The following is a 24,137-nucleotide window of genomic DNA, read 5'->3' on the forward strand; positions in this document are numbered from 1 at the left end:
GCAACGATGCGCCGATGGACCGTGGCCTGTTGCATCGGGCTGGCCTCCTTGCCGCCGTGTGCCACTGGTGCAACCGGCGCACCCGCGGCCGCGGAACGCGCGCCTGCGCCGCAGCCCGCCCGCAGCGGCAGGGACGACAAGGTGGTGCTGAACTTCGTCGATGCGGACATCACCTCCGTGGTCTCGGCGCTGGCCAAATTCCTGGGCCGCAACTTCCTGTTCGACCCGCGCGTGAAGGGGCAGATCACCCTCGTCTCCGAAGGCGAGGTGCCTGCGGCCACGGCCTACGGCATGCTGGCGTCGGCATTGCGCATGCGCGGCTTTGCGATCGTCGACGTGGGCGAGGTCAGCCGCGTCGTGCCCGTGGCCGACGCCAAGATGCAGGGCGGCTCGGTCAACACGCGCAACCCCGGCGGCGGGCTGGCCACGCGCACCTTCCGGCTGAACTACGAGAACGCCGAGGCCATGGTGCCGGTGCTCAAGCCGCTGATCGCGGCCGAGAACACCATCACCGCTTACCAGGCCAACAACACGCTGGTGGTGACCGACTACATCGACAACCTCGAACGGCTGGCCCGCATCATCGAGAGCATCGACACGCCGACCTCGCTGGACTCGGAAGTCATCAAGCTGAAGAACGGCGTGGCGGTGGACATCGCCGGGCTCGCCACCGAACTGCTGGAAGGCAGCGGCGACAAGGGCAAGCGCGACATCGTGGTGCTGGCCGACCCGCGCTCCAACAGCATCGTGATTCGCTCCAGCAGCCCGGGGCGGACCTCGCTCGCCCGCGAGCTCGTCGCCAAGCTCGAGAACGCGCAGAGCGACCCGGGCAACCTGCACGTGGTTTACCTCCGCAACGCGCAGGCGGTGAACCTGTCGGGCGTGCTGCGCGGGCTGCTCACGGGCGAGTCGCCGGCAGACCCGGCCACCACCGGCGGCGGCTCGGTGCGCGCGGCGCTGGGCGCGGGCGGCATGCTCAGCGGAGCAGGGGGCGCGAACGGCGCAGGCAATGGCGCGGCGGGCAGCAGCGCTTCGAACCGGAGCACGAGTGGCACGGGCAGCACGACCGGCAGCGGCGGCAGCAGCAGCTCGACGAGCGGTGGCCTGCGCGGCATCGGGGGCGCGGGTGGCACAGGCGGCCAGTCCGGCACTGCGAGCGGCGGCAGCGGCTCCACCGCCTTCTCGGCCGGTGGCGTGACGGTGCAGGCCGATGCCACCACCAACACGCTCATCATCGCGGCGCCCGAGCCGATGTACCGCAGCCTGCGCCGCGTGATCGATACGCTCGACCAGCGGCGCGCGCAGGTGCTGGTCGAAAGCCTGATCGTCGAGGTGACCGAGACCGACGTCTCCGAGCTGGGCATCCAGTGGATGGCCGGCGGGGGCAACGGCCGCGTGATCGGCGGTGCGAATTTCGGCGGCGCCACGCTCAACCCGAATGCGCGCAACACCATCGAGGCCATGCCGCGCGGCCTGAACATCGGCGTGGTCGACGGCACCGTCAAGCTGCCGGGCGTGGGCGAGATCCTCAACCTCAAGCTGCTGGCGCGTGCGCTGCAGACCAAGGGCGGTGCCAACATCCTGTCGACGCCCAACATCCTCACGCTGGACAACGAGGCCGCCTCGATCATGGTCGGCAAGACCGTGCCCTTCGTAAGCGGGCAGTACATCACCAACGGCAACAGCAGCACCAACCCCTTCCAGACCATCCAGCGCGAGGACATCGGCCTGAAGCTGAACATCCGCCCGCAGATTTCCGAGGGCGGCACGGTCAAGCTCGACATCTACCAGGAGGTGTCGAGCATCGACGACCAGGCATCGAGCGCGGCCAGCGGCATCGTCACCAACAAGCGGGCGCTCGACACCAGCATCCTGGTCGACGACGGCCAGATCATGGTGCTCGGCGGGCTGATGGAAGACAACGTCACCAACGGCACCGACGCCGTGCCGGGCCTGGGCTCGCTGCCGGTGGTGGGCAACCTGTTCCGCTACGACAAGCGCCAGCGCGTCAAGACCAACCTGATGGTCTTTCTGCGGCCCTACGTGATTCGCGATGCCGACGCGAGCCGCAGCCTCACGCTCGATCGCTACAACTTCATGCGCGCGCGGCAGGGGCGCTCGCGGCCGATGCCTCATGGGGTGCTGCCCAATCTCGGCGGGCCTGCATTGCCCCCTTCGGACGTGCCCACCGTGGGCCGCGCGCCCGAGGTCGACCTGCGTCCGCAGAACTGGGAGCGCACGCGCGAGCAGACACCGCCGCCCACCGCGTCGGCCACCGAGCTGCGCCGGTCGCCCGAGGTGCAGGCCCCGCTACCGGTCACGCGCTCGCAGTTACCCAGGGGCGTGACGGTGGACTCGGACCCCGCCGCGCTCTACGGAAGCGCCAACGACAAGCTCGCCGTGGTGCAGATCGCCGACGTGAAGACCGAAACGGATGCGGTGCTTGTCGTCAAGCGGGTGCGCATCAGCGGCATTGGCGCCTACATCGTGAGCGGGCCGGGCGGCGAGGGCAACATGGTGCGCGCAGACGTTCCACGCGATCCACAGTCGGTGGACAACGCCATCGCCGTGCTGCGCGAGCTCGGCTACCGGCCAGAGATGGTGGTGACGCCATGAGCGCCGTGCTGCAAGCCGCCGTGCTACCGCATGCATGGGCGCGCAGCCAGCGCCTCATCGTTCGGCACGACGAAGGCGCCGCGCCGTCGCTCGTGGTGTGCGAGCGCACGCCGGGCTGGGCCATCGTCGAGGCCCGCCTGATGCTGGGCGAACTGCCGCTGCAACAGGTCAGCCCGCAGGAGATGGACGCGCTGCTCGGCAACAGCTATGCCGATGCCGACGACGCCGCATCGGTGGTCGGCGCGGTCGAGCAGCAGGTCGATCTCGACCGCCTGATGCAGGACATTCCCGCCGTCACAGACCTGCTCGACGCGCAGGACGATGCGCCCGTCATCCGCATGATCAACGCGCTGCTGGCCCAGGCCGCGCGCGACGGTGCGAGCGACGTGCACCTCGAATCGTTCGAGACGCACTCGGTGGTGCGCTACCGCGTCGACGGCACGCTGCGCGACGTGGTGGCGCCGCGCAAGGCGTTGCATGCGGCGCTGATCTCGCGCATCAAGATCATGTCGCAGCTCGACATCGCCGAAAAGCGCTTGCCGCAAGACGGGCGCATCGCGTTGCGCGTAGGCGGTCGGCCGATCGACGTGCGCGTGTCGACCGTGCCCACTGCGCACGGCGAGCGCGCCGTGCTGCGCTTGCTCGAAAAAGATGCCGGCCGCCTGCGGCTCGAACGCCTGGGCATGGCGCCCGACACGCTGGCCGAGCTCACGCGGCTGGTGCGCCAGCCGCACGGCATCGTGCTCGTGACCGGCCCCACCGGCAGCGGCAAGACCACCACGCTGTACGCGGCGCTGGGTCAGCTCGACCTGAGCACCAGCAACATCCTCACCGTCGAAGACCCGGTCGAATACGACCTGCCCGGCATCGGCCAGATCCCGGTGCACAGCAAGATCGGCATGACCTTCGGCGCGGCCCTGCGCGCCGCGCTGCGGCAGGACCCCGACAACATCATGATCGGCGAGATCCGCGACCTGGAGACCGCGCAGATCGCGGTGCAGTCGTCGCTCACCGGCCACGGCGTGCTGGCCTCGCTGCACACCAACGACGCCGTCTCCGCCGTCACCCGCATGACCGACATGGGCATCGAGCCCTTCCTGCTGTCGTCCTCGCTGCTCGGCGTGCTCGCACAGCGGCTGGTGCGTTGCCTGTGCTCCGCGTGCAAGGTGCAGCAGACGAAGCCCGATGGCAGCGTCGCGTACGTGCCGGTGGGCTGCCCGGCCTGTGGCCATTCGGGCTTCAAGGGGCGCACCGGCATCCACGAACTGTTCGTGGTGCATGAAGACATCCGGCGCCTGATCCACGAGGGCGGCGACGAACAGGCCATGCGTGCCGCGGCGGTGCGGCATGGCATGCGCTCCATGCGCGAAGACGGGCAACGCTGGGTGCGCGAGGGCATCACCACCGCCGAGGAGATCCTGCGCGTGACGCGCGACGCCTGAGGAGGCTGCACGACATGGCACGTTTCGAGTTCGAGGCCGCCACCGCCGGCGGCGAGATCCAGCGCGGCACCACCGAAGGCGAGTCCGCGCGCTCGGTGCGCGCCCAGTTGCGCGAGCGCGGTCTCACGCCGCTCGACATTCGAGAGAAGGCCGCAAGCGGCGGGGCGCTCGCGTGGCTCAGCCCCAAGCTCGGCGCGGCCGACCTGTGCTGGGCCACGCGCGAACTGGCAAGCCTGCTGGGCGCGCGCCTGCCGCTCGAAGCAGCATTGGTCGCGACCATCGAACAGGCCGAGCGCAAGCACGTCGCCGAGTCGTTGAGCGCGGTGTGCGACGGCGTGCGCGCTGGCATGCGCCTTGCCGATGCGCTCGGTGAGCGGCCGCGCGATTTTCCGCAGATCTATCGCGCGCTGGTGAGTGCCGGCGAAGACTCCGGCGATCTCGCGCGCGTGATGGAGCGGCTGGCCGACTACCTGGAAAACCGCGACAACCTGCGCGGCAAGGTGCTCACGGCCTTCATCTATCCGGCCATCGTCGGCTTCGTGTCGCTGTGCATCGTCGTGTTCCTGCTCGGGTACGTAGTGCCGCAGGTCATCGGCGCCTTTGCGCAGGCGCGGCAGGAGCTGCCGACCATCACCCGCGTCATGCTGGCTGCAAGCGCCTTCGTGCGCGAATGGGGCTGGCTCACGGCGGGGTTGATCGTGGGTGCGTGGGCGCTGGCGCGCGCGTCGCTGCGCGATGCGGGGCGGCGATTGCGTTGGCACGGCTTGATCTTGCGCATGCCGGTGGTCGGGCGCTATGCGCTGGGCGTGGACACCGCGCGCTTCGCGTCCACGCTGTCGATCCTCATGGATGCCGGCGTGCCGCTGCTGCGTGCACTCGAAGCCGCGCGGCAGACACTGGTGAACGAATGGATCAAGCGCTGCGTGCTCGAAGCCACTGGCCGCGTGAAAGAGGGCACGCCGCTCGCGGCGGCGCTGAAAGCGCAAAAGATTTTTCCGTCGAACCTCGTGCATCTGGTGGCCAGCGGCGAGAAGACGGGTGCGCTCGCGGCCATGTTCGAGCGTGCCGCGCTGAACCTCTCCCGTGACCTGGAGCGCCGCGCGATGCGCCTGACCACTTTGCTGGAGCCTGTGATGATCCTTGCGATGGGCGGTGTGGTCATGTTGATCGTGCTCGCCGTGCTCATGCCGATCATGGAAATCAACCAGATGGTGCATTGAATTCTCGGGAGCATCGCGCGAAAAAAGAGCGATGAATTCGGGAACTTTCAACGCGGTGTTCCCGAGCTTTTTTCGGGCTGCTGTCACCTCCCAAAAGCAAGATCAAAGGCGTCGCCAGAGGGGCGACACAGGAAGCGAAAGGGCAGGCGAAACACACAAACAACGCCTGTCCTTGGCAGCTCATTTCTTTTGGTCCATTCAAAGGAGTTTCCATGAATGCAAAGTTCAAGACGGTCGCCCTGTCGGCCGTGATGATGGCGGGTCTGATGGCTGCGGGTGCGGTTTCCGCCCAGACCGTCGGTGGTGGCGCGACGCTGCCCGAGCCGCTGTATGACGCGCTCCTGCCGAGCGGCGTTGGCAATACCGACTACACCTACACCGGCACGGGCAGCGGCGCCGGCAAGAAGGCGTTCCTGGCCAACAACCCGCAAGCCACCGCCGGCAGCGAGTTCCGCAACGAAAGCCTGGCAGCCCGTCCGATCTGGCCGACCACGCAATCGGTGCACTTCGCCGGCAGCGATTCGGCCCTGACCTCGGCTGAAAAGAACAGCTACAACAACGACAACTTCCTGGGCACGACCTCCGCACCCAAGACCCGCCTGCAAGGCTGGGGTCCCCTGATCCAGGTGCCTTCGGTTGGCGCCGCCGTGCTGGTTCCCTACAAGAGCTCCACCACCAGTGGCGTGACCAATCTGGACCTGTCCGACGCGAAGATGTGCGCCGTCTTCTCGCAGAAGACCGGTGGCCGCACCTGGGGTGAAGTCCTTGGCTCCAACGACAACACGCCGGTGCAAGTGGTCTACCGCACCGACGGCAGCGGCACCACCGAACTGCTGAGCCGCTACCTCGTCGCAGCCTGCCCGGGCTCAGGCTTCGTCGTGTCCAACAGCTTCGCCGCTGTCGTGGCCGGCGCGCTGCCGAGCGGCACCACGCTGGCCTCCACGGGCTGGTTCGGTGTCAACGGCAACGGCGGCATGTCGAGCTCGTTCGGCACCGCTGGCCGCATCGGCTACCTGAGCCCGGACCCGGCCTACAACCCGAGCAACAACACGGTCGTCGCCAAGGTCAATGGCTTCCTGCCCGTTGCCGCTTCGATCAAGACCGCGCTCGGTTCCCAGTCGCTGCCCCTGGGCGGTGCTTCGAACGACCCCCTGGCCTGGGTCCCGGCCTACATCAAGCCGCCGGTCAGCGGCTCTGGCGCGAGCTATCCGATCTTCGGCACCACCAACCTGCTGATCAACCAGTGCTACGCGAACGCAACGGCGCAGAACAACGTCGTCGCCTTCCTGGGCAACCTGTACAGCAGCAGCCTGGTCGGTACCCACGGTTTCGTCGATCTGCCTGACGGCACCAACGGCACCAACGACTGGAAGACGGCCATCATCACGACCTTCCTGGACCCGAGCAGCTCGCTGGGCATCGGCAACACCAACGTCTGCAACGGCATCGGCCGTCCCTGATCGTTGATTGATCGCGCCCGTGCAGCCGCCGCGATGCGGTGGCTGCCGGCTGCGGTTCTGCCCCGAGGCAACGGGCTGCGCGAAAGCGTGGCCCGGGCCCCGGGGTCTTGTTCTGTGCGAAAAAACCAACGACATCGTCAAAGGGGCGGCACAAGAAGCGAAAGGGCAGGCGAATCACATACGACGCCTGTTCTTGGCAGCTCATTTCTTCAGGTCCATCAAAGGAATTTCATGAACGGAAAGTTCAAGACGGTCACCCTGTCGGCCATGATGATGGCGGGTTTGATTGCTGCAGGCGCGATCTCCGCCCAGACCGTCGGTGGTGGCGCGACGCTGCCCGAGCCGCTGTATGACGCGCTCCTGCCGAGCGGTGTTGGTAATTTCGAATTCACCTACACCGGTACGGGCAGTGGCGCTGGCAAGAAGGCGTTCCTGAACAACAACCCGCGGGCAACCACCGATCGTGAGTTCCGTAACGAAAGCCTGGCAGCCCGTCCGATCTGGCCGACCACGCAATCGGTGCACTTCGTTGGAAGCGATTCGGTCCTGACCTCGGCCGAGAAGAACGGCTACAACAACGACAACTTCCTTGGAACGTCGTCGGCTCCGAAGACGCGTCAGCAAGCTTGGGGGCCTTTGATCCAGATCCCGGCTGTCGCCACTGCGGTGTTGATTCCATACAAGAGCTCCACCATCAGCGCGGGCACCGACCTGAACCTGTCCGACGGGAAGATGTGCGCCGTCTTCTCGCAGAAGACCGGTGGCCGCACTTGGGGTGAAGTGCTCGGCACGAACGACAACACGCCGGTGCAGGTCGTCTACCAAGCCGATGGCAGCGGCACCACCGAACTGCTGAGCCGCTACCTCGTCGCAGCCTGCCCGGGCTCGGGCTTTTTCGTGTCCAACAGCTTTGCCGCCGTCGTAGCTGGCGCGCTGCCGAGCGGTACCACGCTAGCCTCCACGGGTTGGCTCAGTGTCAAAGGCGACGGTGAAATGTCGAGCTCGTTTGGAGGAGCTGGCCGGATCGGGTACATGAGCCCTGACCCGGCATACAACCCGAGCAACAACACGCGTATTGCCAAAGTCAACGGATTCTTGCCTGTTGCCGCTTCGATCAAGAATGCACTGGGCGCACAGTCGCTGCCCTTGAATAATGCTGCGAACGACCCGCTGGCCTGGGTTCCGGCCTACATCAAGCCGCCAGTCAGTGGCTCTGGCGCGAGCTATCCGATCTTCGGCACGACCAACTTGCTGATCAACCAGTGCTATGCGAATGCAACGGTGCAGAGCAACGTCATGGTCTTCCTGGGCGACCTGTACAGCAGCAGCCTGGTCGGTACCCATGGTTTCGTCGACCTGCCTGACGGCACCAATGGCACCAACGACTGGAGAGGGGCTATTGTTTCAACCTTCATGGACTCGGCCAATTCGCTGGGTATCGGCAACACCAATGTCTGCAATGGCATCGGCCGTCCCTGATCGTTGATCCATCGGTCGCAGTTCCGCCCCCGAGGGAGCAGGCGCGCGAAAGCGTGGCCCGGGCCCGGGGCTTTGTTCCGTGCGCGCCTTCGACCACCGCGGCCTATGACAACGACTGCATACGTTTTAGCAATGTCATGTGAACGTCACTACCGAGGACTAAGGTTGTCCGGGTTCGCCGACGTGGCCTGTGCGTCGGGCGGCGGCCTCGGCAGTTCAGGAGCATGTGCACCCATCCGGTATGACAGCGAATTCGGCACCGGTCGGTGTTCTGGCACTGGCCTGGTGTCTGGTCGGTACCGCGCTAGGGGCTGCCGCGAGCAACGCGCACGCGCAGCAACCAGTACCGATGGCTTCGACGGCACCTGCTGCGCGCATCGAATTCGACATCGCGGCGCAGCGTCTGGGCGATGCCATCGCGGTCTACAGCATGGTCACGGGGCTGGACGTATTGATCGACGGGGAGCATGCACAGCGGCTTTCGAGCACGGTGCGCGGAACGATGACCGCGCCGGAAGGACTCGAGGCAATGCTGGCAGGAACGGGATTGGAGGCGCGCCGCGCGAGCGCGACGTCGGTGGTGATCCGGGCGTCCCGGTTTCCGGGCATGAAGGCCTTGCCGCTGCTGCCCGAGCCCGCGGGCATGGAGGCATCGGGATTCAACGAGGGGGAAGTCTTGCATCAGTCTTATGCCGCCCAGGTCCAGCAGGCCTTGCGCAGCACCTTGTGTGCCTCGACGCAGACGCGTCCGGGCAGTTACCGCCTGGCGCTGCAGCTGCATCTGGATGCGCGCGGCACGGTGGACCGCTTTCGCCTGCTGAGCACGACCGGCGTGTCCGATCGCGATGCGGCCGTGCAGCTGAAAGTGCGCGGCATGTCCGTCGGCAGCCCGCCGCCGCCTTCGCTGCCGCAGCCGCTGGTCGTCCTGCTGCTGCCGGAGGGGCCGGGCGCGCAGTCCGACTGCGAAGCGTCCGTGTCCGGCGCGGATGGGCGCGCGCCATGAGCGAAAGCACTTCGTCCTCGCTGCGCGCGCGCATGGTCGCGCGCTATGTCGAGCTGCGCGGCAAGCTCGAGCGCATCGTGGGTTCGCGCGACGATGCGGCCGATGCCATGCAAGAGACGTGGCTTCGGCTCGCCGCCATGGGCGACACGGGCTCGGTGAACAACGCCGACGCCTACCTGCTGCGCATGGCCGCGAACATCGCCACCGATCACTACCGTCATGACAACGTGCTGCTGGTGCGTGGCGAGATCGCCGAACTGGTGCATGTGGTGGACGAGGCCGGCGACCCCGAGCGCATCGCGAGCGCGCGCAGCGATGTGCAAGCACTGAGCCTCGTGTTGAGCCGTATGCCCGCGCGGCGCCGTGCCATCCTGGTGGCGGCGCGCGTCGAGGGCCAGCTCAACGACGAGATCGCGCAGCGGCTCGACGTATCGGTGAGCACGGTCGAGAAGGAGCTTCGCGCGGCACTGGAGTATTGCAAGAAGCATTTGCCGGATGTGGAGGCCGCCCAGCGCGGGCACTTTGCCGGGCCGAGAAAATACTGATGATCGCCATGTCCTCCTACGAACCTGAACCCGGAGCGCTGCGTCGCCAGGCCGAAGCCTGGTGGGTGCGCCTGCATTCGGGCCAGGCCACGCGCGCCGATGCCGACGCATTCCGGCAATGGGCCACGCACAGCACCGCGCATGCGCAGGCATGGCGCGAGGTGATGCGCATCTGGTCGGCACTCGATCCGCTGCTGGCCGAAGAGGCCGCGCGCCAGGCTTCGCGAACACGCGCCTTCTCGTGGGCCGGTGTTTCGCGGGCCCTGCATTCCCCGGGGCGCCGCGCATTCCTCGGTGGCGCGGTTGCGGCCTCGGTGGCGGCGGGCGTGCTGGCGGTCGAGCCGCCGCTGGGGTTGTGGCCCTCGGTCACCGACATGGCGGCCGACTACCGCACCGCCACCGGCGAGCAACGCGAGGTCGCCTTGGGCGAGCGCGCCAGCGTGCGCATGAACACCCAGACGCTGGTCAACCGCATCGGCGGCGCGAATGCACACGGCATCGAGCTGGTGAGCGGCGAAGCCGAGGTCGTGACCACGGGCGCCGCCGAGTTCTTCGTCGAAACGGGTGGCGGGCGCCTGCAGGCACGCGGGGCGCGTTTCAACATCCGCCATACCGGCCCGCAGGTCTGCGTGACCTGCCTCGATGGCCGCGTGCTGGTCTCGGTGGGCGGCGAGCAGCGCTCGCTGGAGGCGGGGCGGCAGGTGACATACGACGCGACAGGCCTGCGCGAAGTGGTGCGCGCGGACGTGGTCAGCGTGAGCACCTGGCGCACCGGGACCTTGTCCTTCGACCGCATGCCGCTGTCGGAGGTGGTCGCTGAAATCAACCGCTATCGCCCCGGCAAGGTCTTCCTGCGCAACGACGAACTGGGCCGCACGCTGGTGCGGATGCAGGTGTCGCTGCGCAGCATCGACAACGCGCCTTTGATGATTCGCGAGCTGTATGGCGCACGCATGCGCAGCCTGCCGGGCGGCATCGTCGTGCTGAGCTGACGCGCGCGTGCGGTGCCGCGGATTTCCCGAAATTAATTTACGGGTTGCCCCGCGCAGGCTCGTCATGCAGGTATGGAAGCAAAGCCTCATGACGACCGGCCACGCAACGCGCGCAGCGACGACAGCTGCCTGAGCGAAGCGCTGGACTGGCTCGTGCGGCTGAACCGCTTTCGCGCCGGCGAGGCGGAGTTCGTGGCGCTCGAAGCCTGGTGCGCGCGCAGCACGGCGCATGCCCAGGCCTGGCGCGAAGCGATGGCGCTGTGGCTGCTGCTGCCCGTCGCCTGCGAACAGCCAAGGCATGCCCGCCGCCCCCGAATTCCGGCTGGCGCGTGCGACATCCGCATCTCCAGTCGCAGCGCGGATTCCTTCGCTGCGTCCGACAACCTGTCTCCGAACCTTCGTCCCAGGCAATCATGGTCTTGAATCCGCACACCTCCCGTTCGCGCCGGTCCGCCGCAGGCTCCAGCGAAATCGTTGCCGGTGATCTCCGCCTGACACCGATGGCGCGCTCGATGGCCGTGGCGCTTGCGGCCATCGGTGCACTGGGTGCGGCGCATGCGGGCCAGGCCTTCAGCCCCGCGTGGTTCGCGGACAAGGGCGCGGCGCAGGCAGGTGCGGTGCAGACCGGCCGACTGCCCAACGGCATGCCGGCAGCGAGCCTCGCGGGGCCGACACAACAGCAACAGCAGGCCAATGCGCAACTGCAGCGTTCGATCAGCAACCTGAACCTTGCCGCGCAGGCCATTGCCGCGCAGCAGGCGGCGCAGGCCGCTGCGCGCGATGCGGCGCTGAAGGATCCGTCGTCGGTGCCCAACGGCTTGGCCGATGGCGGCCTGAAGGTCGACACCAACAGCCTCACGGCCGGCTGGCAGAACGCCAACGCGCCCGTGCAGACGCAGCAGGCCGATGGCCGCACGAACGTGGCGATCCAGCAGACCGGCGACAGGGCCATCCTGAACTGGGAGACCTTCAACGTCGGGCGCAACACCACGGTTGATTTCAAGCAGCAGGCTGACTGGGCGCTGCTCAACCGCGTCAACGACCCGCAGGCGCGGCCCTCGCAGATCCAGGGCCAGATCAAGGCCGACGGCACGGTGCTCATCGCCAACCGCAACGGCGTGGTGTTCAGCGGCAGCAGCCAGGTCGACACGCGCAACCTCGTGGCGGCCGCCGCGAAGATCAGCGACGACCAGTTCAAGTCGCGCGGCATCCACAGCGCGCAGACGAAGGACAGCTACGCGCCGAGCTTCACCGATGCGGGCGGCGCGGTAACGGTCGAGGCGGGCGCGCGGATCACGACCGCCACGCCGGGCTCGGTGAAGCAGGGCGGCGGCTACGTGCTGCTGATGGGGCAGGAGGTGAGCAACGCGGGCACGATCACGACGCCGCGCGGGCAGGTGCAACTGGCGGCGGGCGATTTCTTCATCGTGCGCCCCGGCCAAAGCACGGCGACCAATCAAGGCTCCACCACGCGCGGCAACGAGGTGGCGCCGCAGTTCAACGCCGACAGCACGGCGGGCCGCGTGGCCAACACCGGGTTGTTGCAGGCACCCGAAGGCGACATCACGCTGGCTGGCCGCAGGGTGGTGCAGGATGGCGTGGCGCTCGCCACCACCACCGTGGACACGCGCGGCACGATCCACCTGCTGAATTCGGCCAGCGACAAGCTGGGCACCGTCACCGTCACGCCGAGGGCGTTGAATGCGGTGCTGATCGACGACCGGGGCGGGCGCACGGCGCTGGACAGTCAGCGCGACGCATTGACGGCGACCACGCGCGCCGATGCAAAGGGCGCCTTCGACAACCTTTCGATGCTCGATGACCGCCGCGACCAGTCGCGCATCGAGATCGTCTCGGGCGGCAACGTGCTGTTCGAAGGCGGCTCCACCACGCTGGCCACCGGCGGCCAGATCGCGGTCAGCGCGGGCGGCAAGGCCACCGGGCGCAGCACCGTGGCCGACGGCGCGCGGCTCGATGTCTCGGGCGCGGTGGGTGTGCAGGTGGCCATGTCCTCCAACAACGTGAAGGTCAACATCCAGGGCAACGAGCAGCGCGACGCACCGCTGAACCGCGACACCTCGATGCTGAACAACGCCAACGTATGGATCGACCGGCGCAAGCTGGTGCGGGTGGCCGCAGGCACGGGCGGCTACGACAAGGAGCGCTGGTACACCCCGGGCGGCCTGCTCGAGGTCGGCGGCTACCTGGGCCTGCAGGGCCACGGCATCGGCGAGTGGGCCGCGCAGGGTGGCACCGTGACCTTCTCGGGCGGCGAGCTGGTCACGCAGGCGGGCTCGAACATCAACCTCTCGGGCGGCACGCTCGACGTGCAGACCGGCGCGATCCGCCAGAGCTGGCTCAAGGGCTCCGACGGGCGGCTCTACGAGGTGTCGAACGCGCCGGCCAACATCTCGTACACGGGCCTCTACAAGGGCTTCGAGGACGAACACAAGCGCTGGGGCGACAAGACCACCGACTATTTCTACAACCCGCTGATCGGGCCGCAGCAGCGCATGGAGAACGGCTACACGGTGGGCCGCGACGCAGGCCGACTGGTGGTGGCCACGGGCGCGGCCGTGCTCGAAGGCGACATCACCGCCAAGGCCTACCAGGGGCCGCGCCAGACCGAGAAGGCCGACGCGGCGCTCGACGGCTACGCCCAATCGCACAACGCGGCGGCGCACGCGGCGCAACTGATCCTGGGCAGCTACACGACCGGCTACAACGCCGATGCGAAGCTGGGTCCGGTCGGCAAGTACAGCACGCTGCTGCCCACGCTCGACCGCATCGTGTTCGACCATGCGCAACCAGACCTCGGCAACGGCCTGGCACAAGGCAGCGCGCTGCCGCAGGAGCGCAAGGACGCGCTGTATATCGATAGCGAACGCCTGAACGGCTTCGGCCTGGGCGCGATCGTCGCGGTGGCCAACAAGAGCGTGACGGTGGAGAGCGCGCTCTCGGTCGAGCCCGGCGGCAACATTGAGCTTCATGCGACGCAGGTCGCGGTCAACGCCGACCTGAAGGCGCGCAGCGGATCGATCGTGCTGGGCAACGTGCTCAGCAGCATGACAGGCACTGGCATCGTGGACGGACCCATGCCCGCCGCCGACAAGACACCGGTCGAGGTGACCGTGGCCAAGGGCGTGACGCTGGATGCGCGCGGCCTGTGGAGCAACCTGCAGCTCGATCCGGCCAACGGGCGCGGCATGCCGTACCTGGACGGCGGCAGCGTGAATATCCGCAGCTCGGGCGCGGTGACGCTCGTGGCCGGCGCGACGGTCGACGTGTCCTCGGGCGGTGCCGTGCTGGCGAACGGCAAGACACGAGGAGGGCGCGGAGGCGACGTGACGCTGTGGGCCGATGTGCAGTCCGCGGGTGCGCCGGCCTATGGCCTGCTGACCGTCGATGGCGACATCCGCGGGTATGGTGTCAACGGCGGCGGCACGCTGCGCATGGCCTCGGGCACGGGCATCGTGGTTGGTGGCAAGGTGCGCGGCACCGGCGGGCTTCTGAGTGCGGGCGATGCCGCACCGCTGGACATGGTGCTGCTGCAGGACTACCAGGTCCGTGCCGGCGACCTGCTGCCGGTGGACTACCGCTACGAGCGCACGCGCGCCCGGCCAGGCGAGGCCGTGGGGACGGTGCCGGTCTTTGCCAACGGCCCGGGCGCTACGGTCACCCTGGCGGCCGACTGGACGTTGCCCAGCGCATCTCCGGGCAAAGCCGACTTCTATGCTGTGGAGGCCATCGTCAATGGCGTGTCGAAGACCTTCAGCGGTGGCAGGGACGGCGATGGCACGGCCAAGGTGACCTTGCCGGCAGGCTCGGTGCTCGTCGGCATCTCCGACAACGGCGTGTTCCCGACTGGCTATGTCGTCCCGGCAAATGTCTTTCCGGATGGACTCGCCGTCCGGCCGCAAACCGTGACGGTGGCCGCCGGCAAGGCGGCGCCGGTCGACTTCACGCTCAAGGGCGGCACGACGGTCGCCGCGGGTTCGGTCTTCAAGCAGAACGTGGCCACCCTGGCCAACACAGCCATCGATGCGGCCGTCTTCCAGTCGGGCTTTGCCCGCTACGACCTCAACGGTCATCTGGGCACCGTGATTGCCGACAACACCCGGCTCGATGTTGCGATGCCGGTCTACCGATTTGCCGATACCGCGAACACGGTCGCCACCAACAGCGAACCGGCCGCCGCGCTCGCGCGCTGGACGCCGCCTGTGTGGAGCGAAGACCCGGTGCGCGGCGTGCTCACCCAGCGCGGTGGTGCCAGCGTGGTGCTGCAGTCGACGATCGGCACAGGCATCGCGACCACGGCCGGTGGTCCGATCGACCTCCGGCCGGGCACGGCGATCATCGTCGATCCCGGCCAGTCGATCTCGCTGCTGGGCCGCGATGTCACGGTCAACGGCACGCTCAGTGCCCCGGGCGGCGCGATCACGATCGACCGGCCCCGCGGCGCGGTGCCCGGAATGCCCGGCCTGGTCTGGATTGGCGAGCGTGCGGTGCTCGACGTCGCGGCGCGCGCAGCCACCGCGCGGGACAACTTCGGCCGTGTGTACGGCCAGGTCGCCGACGGCGGCACCATCAGCATCGGTGGCACGCTGGATTGGGAGAAGACAGGCGAGGCCGATGCAGCCGACGTGTTCACCGTGATCCGGCCCGGCGCGCTGCTCGATGCCTCGGGAACCAGCGCCGTGCTCGACCCGGTGGGCAACGCGCCGGGCCGTGCCCCGGCGCCCGTGACGGTTGCCAGCAACGGCGGCACCATCGTGCTCAAGTCCAACCACGGCCTGTATCTGGACGGAACGCTGCGCGCGGCGGCCGGCGGTACTGGTGCCGCGGGCGGAACGCTGGCGCTGGCGCTGGCCTCGCCGATCTACGACGTTGCGACCACCAGTGGCGACATTCTGCGGCACCGCGAACTGGTCGTGGCGCAAACGCAAGGCGACAGCGCCTTGGCCAGCGCGGGAGGCCTGTCGGACGCGAAGAACCAACTGGTCACGGGCACGGCGCGCATCGGCGTGGACCGCATCGGGGCCGGTGGCTTCGGCAATCTTTCGATGCTTGTCGACGGGCCTCTCAGCTTCGATGGCGATGTGGCGCTTGCCATGAACCAGAGCCTGCGCCTGTATGCGGGCACCTATGCCCATGGCGAGAACGCGGCGGCCGGCTCGAAGGTGTCGCTGTCCGCGCCCTATGTGCGCATGGCCGGTACGACGCGCATCGCCACGAAGGAAGGCACGATCATGCCCAGGGCTCACTGGGCCAACGGGTCATCCCTCCAGCCGCCCGGTGGCACGTTCTCTGTCGCGGCCGATCTGGTCGACATTCGCGACGATGTCGGATTCGGTACCCACGCAGATGTCAACCTGCGTCCCTCGGTCTATACCGTGGACCGGCGCGGATTCGACGCCGTCGAACTGATGAGCCGGGGCGACATCCGCCTGCTGGGCGCGAAGCTCGGAACGCTTGGCAACCTGAGCCTGACCGCCGCACAAATCTATCCGGCAACCGGAACGCGCAATGTGGTCGGAGCCGGGGTCACCTATGACGCACTCTCCGGGGCCCTCTACACGAACTACGCAGCCGGCAAGCTCCTCTCCATTCGTCGCTATGGAGATGGCGAAGTCGCCATGCCCTATTCGGCCTTCGGCAGCCTTGTTCTCGTGGCCGAAACCATCGAGCAGGGTGGCATCGTGCGGGCGCCGCTGGGGCAACTGGTCCTGGGTTCGCAAGCCGACACCGTGACGGCGGCGACGCAGCGCGTGACCCTGCTGCCCGGCAGCATCACCTCGGTGAGTGGGGCGGGCTTGCTCATGCCCTACGGGGGCACGGTCGACGGCCTGAGCTACCTGTACAACGGCCAGCCGGTGGTGCTGAGCGGTGTCGGCGATCTGTCGCAGGGCATCCAGGTGAAGACCCGGCATCTGGACGCGCAGGCCGGCGCCGTGCTCGACCTGTCGGGCGGCGGCACGCTGACCGGCGCCGGCTTCGTTAGCGGACGCGGCGGTTCGGTCAACGTGCTCACCACGGCCCTGGCCAATGCCAACCCCGTCAACACCTACAGCCGTGCCGGAAACGCCGTCTATGCCATCGTGCCCGGCAGCGCAGCGCGCTATGCGCCGGTGGCCCCTGAAGCGGGCTTCGGTACGCCGGCCATCGGGCAGCAGATCACCGTGCCCGCGGGCGTGCCGGGCCTGCCCGCCGGCACCTATACGCTGATGCCTTCCAGCTACGCGCTCCTGCCGGGTGCCTTCCGGGTCGAAATCGGCGCCGCCGACCGCGTCGGCCTGTCGGGCGTCACCAGCACCGGCAATGGCTCCTACGTCGCCGGCGGCTACCTGGGCGTGGCCGATACCCCGATCCGCGATGCATTGCCCAACCAGGTCGTCATCACCCCGGCCGACAAGGTGCGCAGCTACTCGGCCTACACCGAGACCGACTACAACGCCTTCGTGCTGGCCGACGCGGCACGGCGCGGCTTTCTGCGCGCGATGCAAACCTCGGATGCCCGCACGCTGGACATCTTCCTGTCCAGGCCCGCCAAAGAGGATGGCGACCGGACCGGGCTGAAGTTCGACGGCGATCTGCGCCTGGGTGCGCAGGCCGGCAGCAAGGGCTTCGGCGGGACGGTGAGCGTGCGCAATGTCGGCGAGGTCCTGGCGACAGGGCAGGCAGCGGACGAAACCCTGGCAGGCGCATCGGTCTACGACGGCGCGCTGAACAAGCTCAACGCACCCCGGCTGCTGCTCAACGGCACCATGGGCAGCACCTACGGGCAGCGTGGCGGGCTGGTCCAGATCGCAGGCGCGGGCAGCCTGGTCGTCCGCAGCGGCGCGAGCCTGTCCGCCGCCGAAATCATCCTAGCCGCCGCGCCTTCGACCAGCGATGGCCGCATCACCATCGAGGAAGGTGCCTCGCTCAGCACGATCGGCAAGGGCGCGCCGAGCTACGGCTCGAGCGACGGCTACGTGTTCACCGGCAATGGCGTGCTGGCCCTGTCCAACGGCTGGTTCAACCTTCTTCTGGCGCAACCCTCACCGGGGCAGACACCTGGGACAACGGTGGCCATCGACATCGGCAGTTGCGTGAGCACGGTCTGCAACGGCACGACCCGGCTGGTGTCGGAGGGCACGCTGGCCGTGGCCACCGACGGTTCGCTGACCCTGTCCCGGAACGTCTCGTACGGCACGCGCAATCTTCTGCTGGCACTCGCCGCGGTGAACCTGGGCGAAGACGCGAGCATCGCCGCCGCCAGCGCCAACGGACAGCTGCCGCGCGGCCTCGTGCTGAACCAGGCGAAGCTCGACCAGTTGCTGGCCGGTAACACGGCCACGGGTGCGCCTGCGCTGGAGACGCTGACGCTCAATGCGCGCGATGCCGTCAACATGTACGGCTCGGTGAAGCTCGACGCATCGAGCCTGCGCCGGCTGGTGCTCGGCACGCCGGCCATCTACGGCTATGGCGCGGCGGGCGACGTGGCCGCGATCCGTGCCGGCGAATTCGTCTGGACCGGCACCGACAGCCAGCCGGGCGCGGCCATCCCCGGGCTCCTGGGCGCCGGCAGGCTCGACATCTCGGCCCGTTCGATCGTGCTGGGCCACGGCCCTTACGCGCAAGTCAGCGGCACCACCACGGACGCGCGCATGGCGCTGGGCTTTGCCGACGTGAAGCTGGCGGCCACAGAGCGCGTGACCTCCGACGGCAACAGCACGCTGTCGGTGTATCGCCGGCAGGGTGCGTACACGCCGGGCACGGGCTATGCCTACGAAGGTGGCAACCTCGCCATCGTGTCGCCGCTGCTGACGGGGCAGGCAGGCTCGAAGACGCGAATCACCGCGGGCGGGGCCATCGTCGTCTCCGCGCCCGAAGGCGCCAGCGCGGGCGCTTCGAACGATGCGCTGGGCGGAACACTGGAACTGAGGGGGAAGAGCATCGGCCTGGAGGGCAGCGTCGTGCTGCCCTCCGGCAGGCTGGTGCTGTCGGCGACCGACGACATCGTGTTGGGCGCTGCCTCGCGCGTGGACCTGTCGGGGCGCAAGGTGTCGCTGTTCGATGTCGACAAGTACAGCTGGGGCGGCGACTTCGTGCTGTCCAGCGCCGCCGGCAACATCACGCAGGCTGCGGGCTCGGTCATCGATGTGTCGGCTCGTTTCAACCGTGGCGGCACGGTCGAGGCCACCGCGCTGGGCACGAGCGCCGGGCGCGTCGATCTGGCCGGAGCGATCCGCGGCGGCAGCAGCGGCACCTACGACGCAGGCGGCACGGTCGTGCCCTATGACGCGGCCGAGCTGACCGTGCGAGCGCAGATCCTCGGCGATTTCGCGGGCCTGAACAGCCGGCTCAACGAAGGCGGCGTGTTCGGCGCCCGCCGCTTCCAGATCAAGCAGGGCGACCTGGCCGTGGGCGATGGCGTCAAGGCCCGCGAGGTGGCGATTACGCTGGACGGTGGCAGCCTCAGCGTGGACGGCCGCATCGATGCGAGCGGCTACCAGGTGGGCACGATCCGGCTGGCGGCCAAGGGCGACCTGCGCGTCAACGGCACGCTGGATGCGCACGGCACCGGTCTGCGCGTGGACAGCTACGGCAAGATCATCGACAGCCCGAACCGGGCCATCGTCGACCTCACCAGCAGCGCGGGCACATTGACGCTGGGCAGCGGTGCGCGCATCGACCTGCGCGCCGGCACCGAAGTACCCGCGGGCACGGGCGCCGGCCAGAACGACGGCCGCGCGCGCGGCACGCTCGACCTCAATGCGCCGCGCGTCGGCGCCAACGACGTGGCGATCGCGGTCAATGGCACGCCGGTCATCCAGGGAGCGAAGACCGTCGCCGTCAACGCCTTCCGGCGCTACGACGACGCGCCGCTGGCCAGCCTGCCCGACGTGTCGGGCTACCGGCCGCAGCTCATCACGCAGGACTACCTGGACCGTATCGACGGGGACAGCCAGTCCTTCATCAATGCCGCCATCGGCAATGTGGCGCTGGGCAGCCGCCTCTCGGGCTTGGGCAGCTACCACCTGCGCCCCGGCGTGGAGATCGTCAGCGACAGCGTGCTCAACCCGCACGGCGATCTGACGGTGTTGGGCGACCTGGACTTCTCGGGCTATCGCTACGGCCCCGATGCCAACCGCGGCGATCCGGCGCGGCGAGGTTTTGGCGAGCCGGGCCGGTTGTCGATCCGCGCGGGCGGCCAACTCAACATCCACGGCAGCATCAGCGACGGCTTCGCGCCGCCCCCGGGCACGCCCGACGACACGGGCTGGGTGCTGGCGGAGGCGCGCTACACGGGCAACGACAGTTCTTCCACATTCGGCGGCGACGTCGTGGTGCCGATCGACGGCGTGACGCTCGACACCGGTACGCGTTTTCCTGCCGGATCGACCCTCAACTACAGCGTGGCCGTGGCCGCGATGACGCTGCCGGCCGGTGTCGTCCTGCCGGTGGACGCGGTGCTCACCGGTACGCTGGGCCTGCCGGCGGGAACGGTCGTGGGGGCCAACATCTACAACCCCGACGGGTCTGTTGCCTATGCGGCCGGCGCCGTGTTGCCGGGGGGAGTCACGCTCGCCGCCGGCATGCGGCTGGGCGCCGGCACGGCGCTGCGCGCGGCGGCGGCCGTGGCCGCGCTGACCTGGCCCAAGGGCGTGATGCTGCCCGTGAACATGACCACCACCGGCCTGACGCAACTCGCACGAGGGTCGCTGATTCCGTCCAACACGGGGATTGAGTTGCCGGGCAATCTGCCGGTCAACCTGCGGCCGGTGGTGGGCGGCGCGCAAGGGCGCAATTGGGCGGTCGCGCCGATGCTTGGCGAGGGCGCCACCTCATGGGGGATGCAGATGGTGGCGGGCTCTGACCTCGGCTCGGCCGACCGGCGCGCACTCAATCCGGCCTCGAGCGCGGCCGTCAGGATGGGTGATACGCACAGCGTGATGGATTTCACCGTCGTGAGCGCGGACATCGTCACCTACACCTGGTCCAAGACCAATGGTTTTGGAAAGGTCCCGGGTTCACCTGTCGCGGCCAGCCAGCAGATCTACTGCAAGAGCATTCCAAGCTGGTGCGTCGCAACCGTAACGCCCGGTGGTCCACCCACGATCAAGGGCAAGACGCCTGCCGCTCCCGCCTTCAGCGTGGTGCGCACTGGCATTGGCGACCTGGAAGTCCTTGCTGCCGGCGACGTCCGCATGGATTCGCTCTACGGTGTCTACACCGCCGGGACGTCGACAGCTGTCGGCGCGGCATACGACCGCCCGCGCGGCACGGCCGCCGACGGGACGCTGATCGGCGTGCAGCCATCGCTGCTCGACTACAAGGGCGGCCTTGGCACCTATCACGCCTGGTATCCGGACCAGGGCGGCAATGTGCTGATCGCCGCCGGCGGCAATCTGGTGGGCGACCTTACCGGGGCGGCGACGACGAGCGTGGTACCGGGCAACTGGCTGTGGCGGCAGGGCTCAGGCACGGCAGCGATCGATGCCGCGATTCCGACCGCGTGGTGGATCAATTTCGGGGCCTACACCCGCACGACCAGTACGGTGAGCGACCGCAAGGCGCCGGACCTGACCGGCTTCACGGGAATCGGCACGCTCGGCGGTGGCGACGTGCGCATCCGTGTGGGTGGCGATGCCGGAACGATGGGAACGCGCGGCAGCCTTGCGGTGTCCGGCGGCGTCGATCGCAGCGACGGCCTGATGGTCGCGGTGGGTGGCACGGGCCGGGTCGGTGCCGACGGCAGCCTGACCTTGACGGGCGGCGGCGACATCGACATGCGCGTTGCCGGTGCCCTCAACCCGCATCGTGAACTCGGCACGGTGGCGGAAAAAAATGCGCTTGCCGGTGCTGTCGCCAATTTGCGCGGCGTCACGCAGATCAACGCTGCTTCGATCGGCAGCGTGGGCCTGCAATATCTGTCGAGCAATGCCGCGTTCACCGACCCGGTCGATGCACGCGGCATCGATCCCTTTACGGCCGCCTATGCCAGTGCCAGGGCCGGCATCAACCTCGTACCGGGCGACACGGCGATCTACCTGCAGACGCGCGGCGACCTGGTGCTGGGCGGTGCAGCGGACCCGGGCCGCAGCGACACGCCGAACAGTTCCGCCTTCTCGACCGGTGGGCGCAGCCTGGGCGGTGGTGGCCAGGGGTGGTTCAGTCTCTGGACCGGTCGCAGCGCGATCAATCTGGTTTCCGCGGGTGGGCAGTTGACGCCTGTCACGACGACGGGCGATCGTAAACAGATCGGCATCGCGTCGAAGGACGCATGGATCGTCTATCCCTCGATCTTCCGCGCCGCGGCCCTGACGGGAAGCCTCTACTACGGCTACGCGGCATTGCCGCAGACCGTGGGCATCCCCGAGACGATCACTTATGGACTGACCCTTGCACCATCGACATCGGGCGAACTGGAAATGCTTGCAGGCGGATCGATCTACGCGGGCCAGTATTTGGTCGGCATGTCCGGCGCGGGCATACAGGTGCCGACGCCGTTCAATCCGGCGTTCGTCGGCCGGGCCTATGGTGCTGGCGATATCCTTGTAGGCAACGTCTCCGGAGACGGAACGGCGTTGTCGAACAACGGCATCACGACGGCGTTCAACGGCCCCACGCTTTTCGCGTTCGGCCCGAACACGGCGGCGGTGCGCCTGGATCGCCCGGCCGATGCACTGCCTATCCGCTTCTACGCCGCGGGCGGCGACATCGTCGGCCTGAAGACCGGCGAGACGGTGGACAGGGGACCCGGCAAGGATGCCTGGTACAACGCCGCCGGCCCGACCTGGATCAAGGCGGGCCGGGACATCGTCAATACAGGCAACGCACCGGGCACCTCGACCACGGCTCCGGCAGAGATCGACGGCGCCAAGTTGCACGGCAACCTCATCGTCCACAACAACCCCACCGACGTCTCCATCGTCTCCGCCGGCCGCGACATCCTCTACGCCAACTTCGACGTCGCGGGCCCCGGCACGCTCGAAGTCTCGGCGGGCCGCAACCTGCTGCAGGAAGACCGGGGCGGCATCACGTCCATCGGGCCGGTTGTGGCGGGCGACACGCGGCCGGGCGCGTCGATCGCGCTGATGGCAGGCGTGGGCGCATCGGGCCTCGACATGTCGGCGATCCGTGCGCGCTACCTCGATCCGTCGAAGCTCGCGGCGGCCGGCACGCCGCTGGCCCAGCAACCGGGCAAGGCGGCAAAGACCTACGAGGTCGAACTCGCCGCATGGCTGAAGGCGCGCTACGGCTTCAGCGGCAGCACTGCGCAGGCCCTGTCGTATTTCGACAGCCTGGCGCCGGAGCAGCAACGCATCTTCCTGCGGCAGGTGTACTACGCCGAGCTGCGCGAAGGCGGCCGCGAATACAACGGCAAGACCGGCAGCCGCACGGGCTCGTACCTGCGCGGCCGCGAGATGATCGCCGCGCTGTTCCCCGACAACGATGCAGCCGGCAACCCGGTTGCGCGCAGCGGCGACATCACGATGTTCGGCGGCTCGGGCGTGCGTACCAATTTCGGTGGCGACATCGAGATGCTGGCGCCGGGCGGCAAGATCATCCTCGGCGTGCAGGGCGCGGTGCCGCCGGCCACGTCGGGCGTGATGACGCAAGGGCAGGGCGACATCCGCCTGTTCAGCGAAGGCAGCCTGCTGCTGGGCCTGTCGCGCATCATGACGACCTTCGGCGGCAGCATCCTGGCGTGGTCCGAGAAGGGCGACATCAACGCCGGCCGCGGCTCCAAGACGACGGTGCTGTTCACGCCGCCGAAGGTGGTCTACGACAACGTGGGCAACGTCGGGATCTCGCCGCAAGTGCCGAGCTCGGGCGCGGGCATCGCGACGCTGGCGCCCATCGCCGAGGTGCCGCCGGGCGACGTCGACCTGATCGCGCCGCTGGGCACCATCGATGCGGGCGAGGCCGGCATTCGCGTATCGGGCAACGTCAACGTGGCGGCACTGCAGGTGGTCAACGCGGCCAACATCCAGGTGAAGGGCGAGTCGTCGGGCCTGCCGGTGATCGCGTCGGTGAACATCGGCGCGCTGACCAACGCCAGCGCGGCCGCGTCGCAGGCCAGCATGGCGGCACAGGACGCGATGCAGCGCGAGCGCGCCGCCGCGCGGCAGGCACTGCCGTCGGTCTTCACGGTGCGGGTGCTCGGCTTCGGCAACGAACCCGCACCCGACAACAACAGCAGCAGCGAGGCACCTGCCGGCAAGGCCGGCACGCCGGTCGCCTACAACCCGCGCAGCGTGATCCGCGTGCTCGGGGGCGGCGGCAGCCTGCCGCCGTCGGCAAGCCGGCAACTGACGGACGAGGAGCGCGCCAACCTGCAACGCTGACACGTGCCCGGCGCCCCTGTCGACGGGCGCACCCGTTCCTTTC

General features: G+C 68.5%; 10 protein-coding genes. All 10 read left to right on the forward strand.

What is annotated here, in order from left to right; genetic code table 11:
* Nucleotides 1-6: 6 nt before the first annotated feature.
* The 10 genes from gspD to ACGLHS_RS06600 all read left to right on the forward strand — a co-directional run bounded on the left by gspD (nt 7) and on the right by ACGLHS_RS06600 (nt 24,094).
* Entirely contained in the window at nt 7-2,616 is a 2,610-nt protein-coding gene (gene gspD, locus ACGLHS_RS06555) for a type II secretion system secretin GspD (protein WP_394477943.1), read from the forward strand.
* Complete coding sequence (gspE, locus tag ACGLHS_RS06560) at nt 2,613-4,058, forward strand: type II secretion system ATPase GspE (protein WP_394477946.1); 1,446 nt, start codon at nt 2,613-2,615, stop codon at nt 4,056-4,058. Before gspD ends, gspE begins: the two co-directional genes overlap by 4 nt.
* Before the next feature lie 14 nt (nt 4,059-4,072).
* Nucleotides 4,073-5,278, forward strand: coding sequence for a type II secretion system inner membrane protein GspF (gene gspF / locus ACGLHS_RS06565; protein ID WP_394477948.1), 1,206 nt, complete (start codon nt 4,073-4,075; stop codon nt 5,276-5,278).
* A gap of 212 nt (nt 5,279-5,490) precedes the next feature.
* Nucleotides 5,491-6,738 (forward strand): substrate-binding domain-containing protein, encoded by a 1,248-nt coding sequence (locus ACGLHS_RS06570; protein ID WP_394477951.1) that lies wholly within the window; start codon nt 5,491-5,493, stop codon nt 6,736-6,738.
* A 231-nt stretch (nt 6,739-6,969) separates the two neighbouring features.
* Nucleotides 6,970-8,217: a substrate-binding domain-containing protein gene (locus ACGLHS_RS06575; RefSeq protein WP_394477953.1), complete on the forward strand. Its 1,248-nt coding sequence runs from the start codon at nt 6,970-6,972 to the stop codon at nt 8,215-8,217.
* Nucleotides 8,218-8,566: 349 nt separating this feature from the next.
* Nucleotides 8,567-9,220, forward strand: coding sequence for an STN domain-containing protein (locus ACGLHS_RS06580; protein ID WP_394477956.1), 654 nt, complete (start codon nt 8,567-8,569; stop codon nt 9,218-9,220).
* Complete coding sequence (locus ACGLHS_RS06585) at nt 9,217-9,765, forward strand: RNA polymerase sigma factor (protein WP_394477958.1); 549 nt, start codon at nt 9,217-9,219, stop codon at nt 9,763-9,765. Before ACGLHS_RS06580 ends, ACGLHS_RS06585 begins: the two co-directional genes overlap by 4 nt.
* A gap of 8 nt (nt 9,766-9,773) precedes the next feature.
* Nucleotides 9,774-10,757, forward strand: a complete 984-nt coding sequence (locus tag ACGLHS_RS06590; RefSeq protein ID WP_394477960.1) for a FecR family protein — start codon at nt 9,774-9,776, stop codon at nt 10,755-10,757.
* A 72-nt stretch (nt 10,758-10,829) separates the two neighbouring features.
* Nucleotides 10,830-11,180 (forward strand): FecR/PupR family sigma factor regulator, encoded by a 351-nt coding sequence (locus tag ACGLHS_RS06595; RefSeq protein ID WP_394477962.1) that lies wholly within the window; start codon nt 10,830-10,832, stop codon nt 11,178-11,180.
* Between the two features lie 77 nt (nt 11,181-11,257).
* A complete protein-coding gene (locus tag ACGLHS_RS06600; RefSeq protein WP_394477964.1) occupies nt 11,258-24,094 on the forward strand; it encodes a filamentous haemagglutinin family protein in 12,837 nt (4,278 codons plus the stop codon).
* Nucleotides 24,095-24,137 lie beyond the last annotated feature (43 nt).

The sequence above is a fragment of the Variovorax sp. VaC1 genome, from assembly GCF_043658315.1.
Classification (GTDB): Bacteria; Pseudomonadota; Gammaproteobacteria; order Burkholderiales; family Burkholderiaceae_C; genus Variovorax.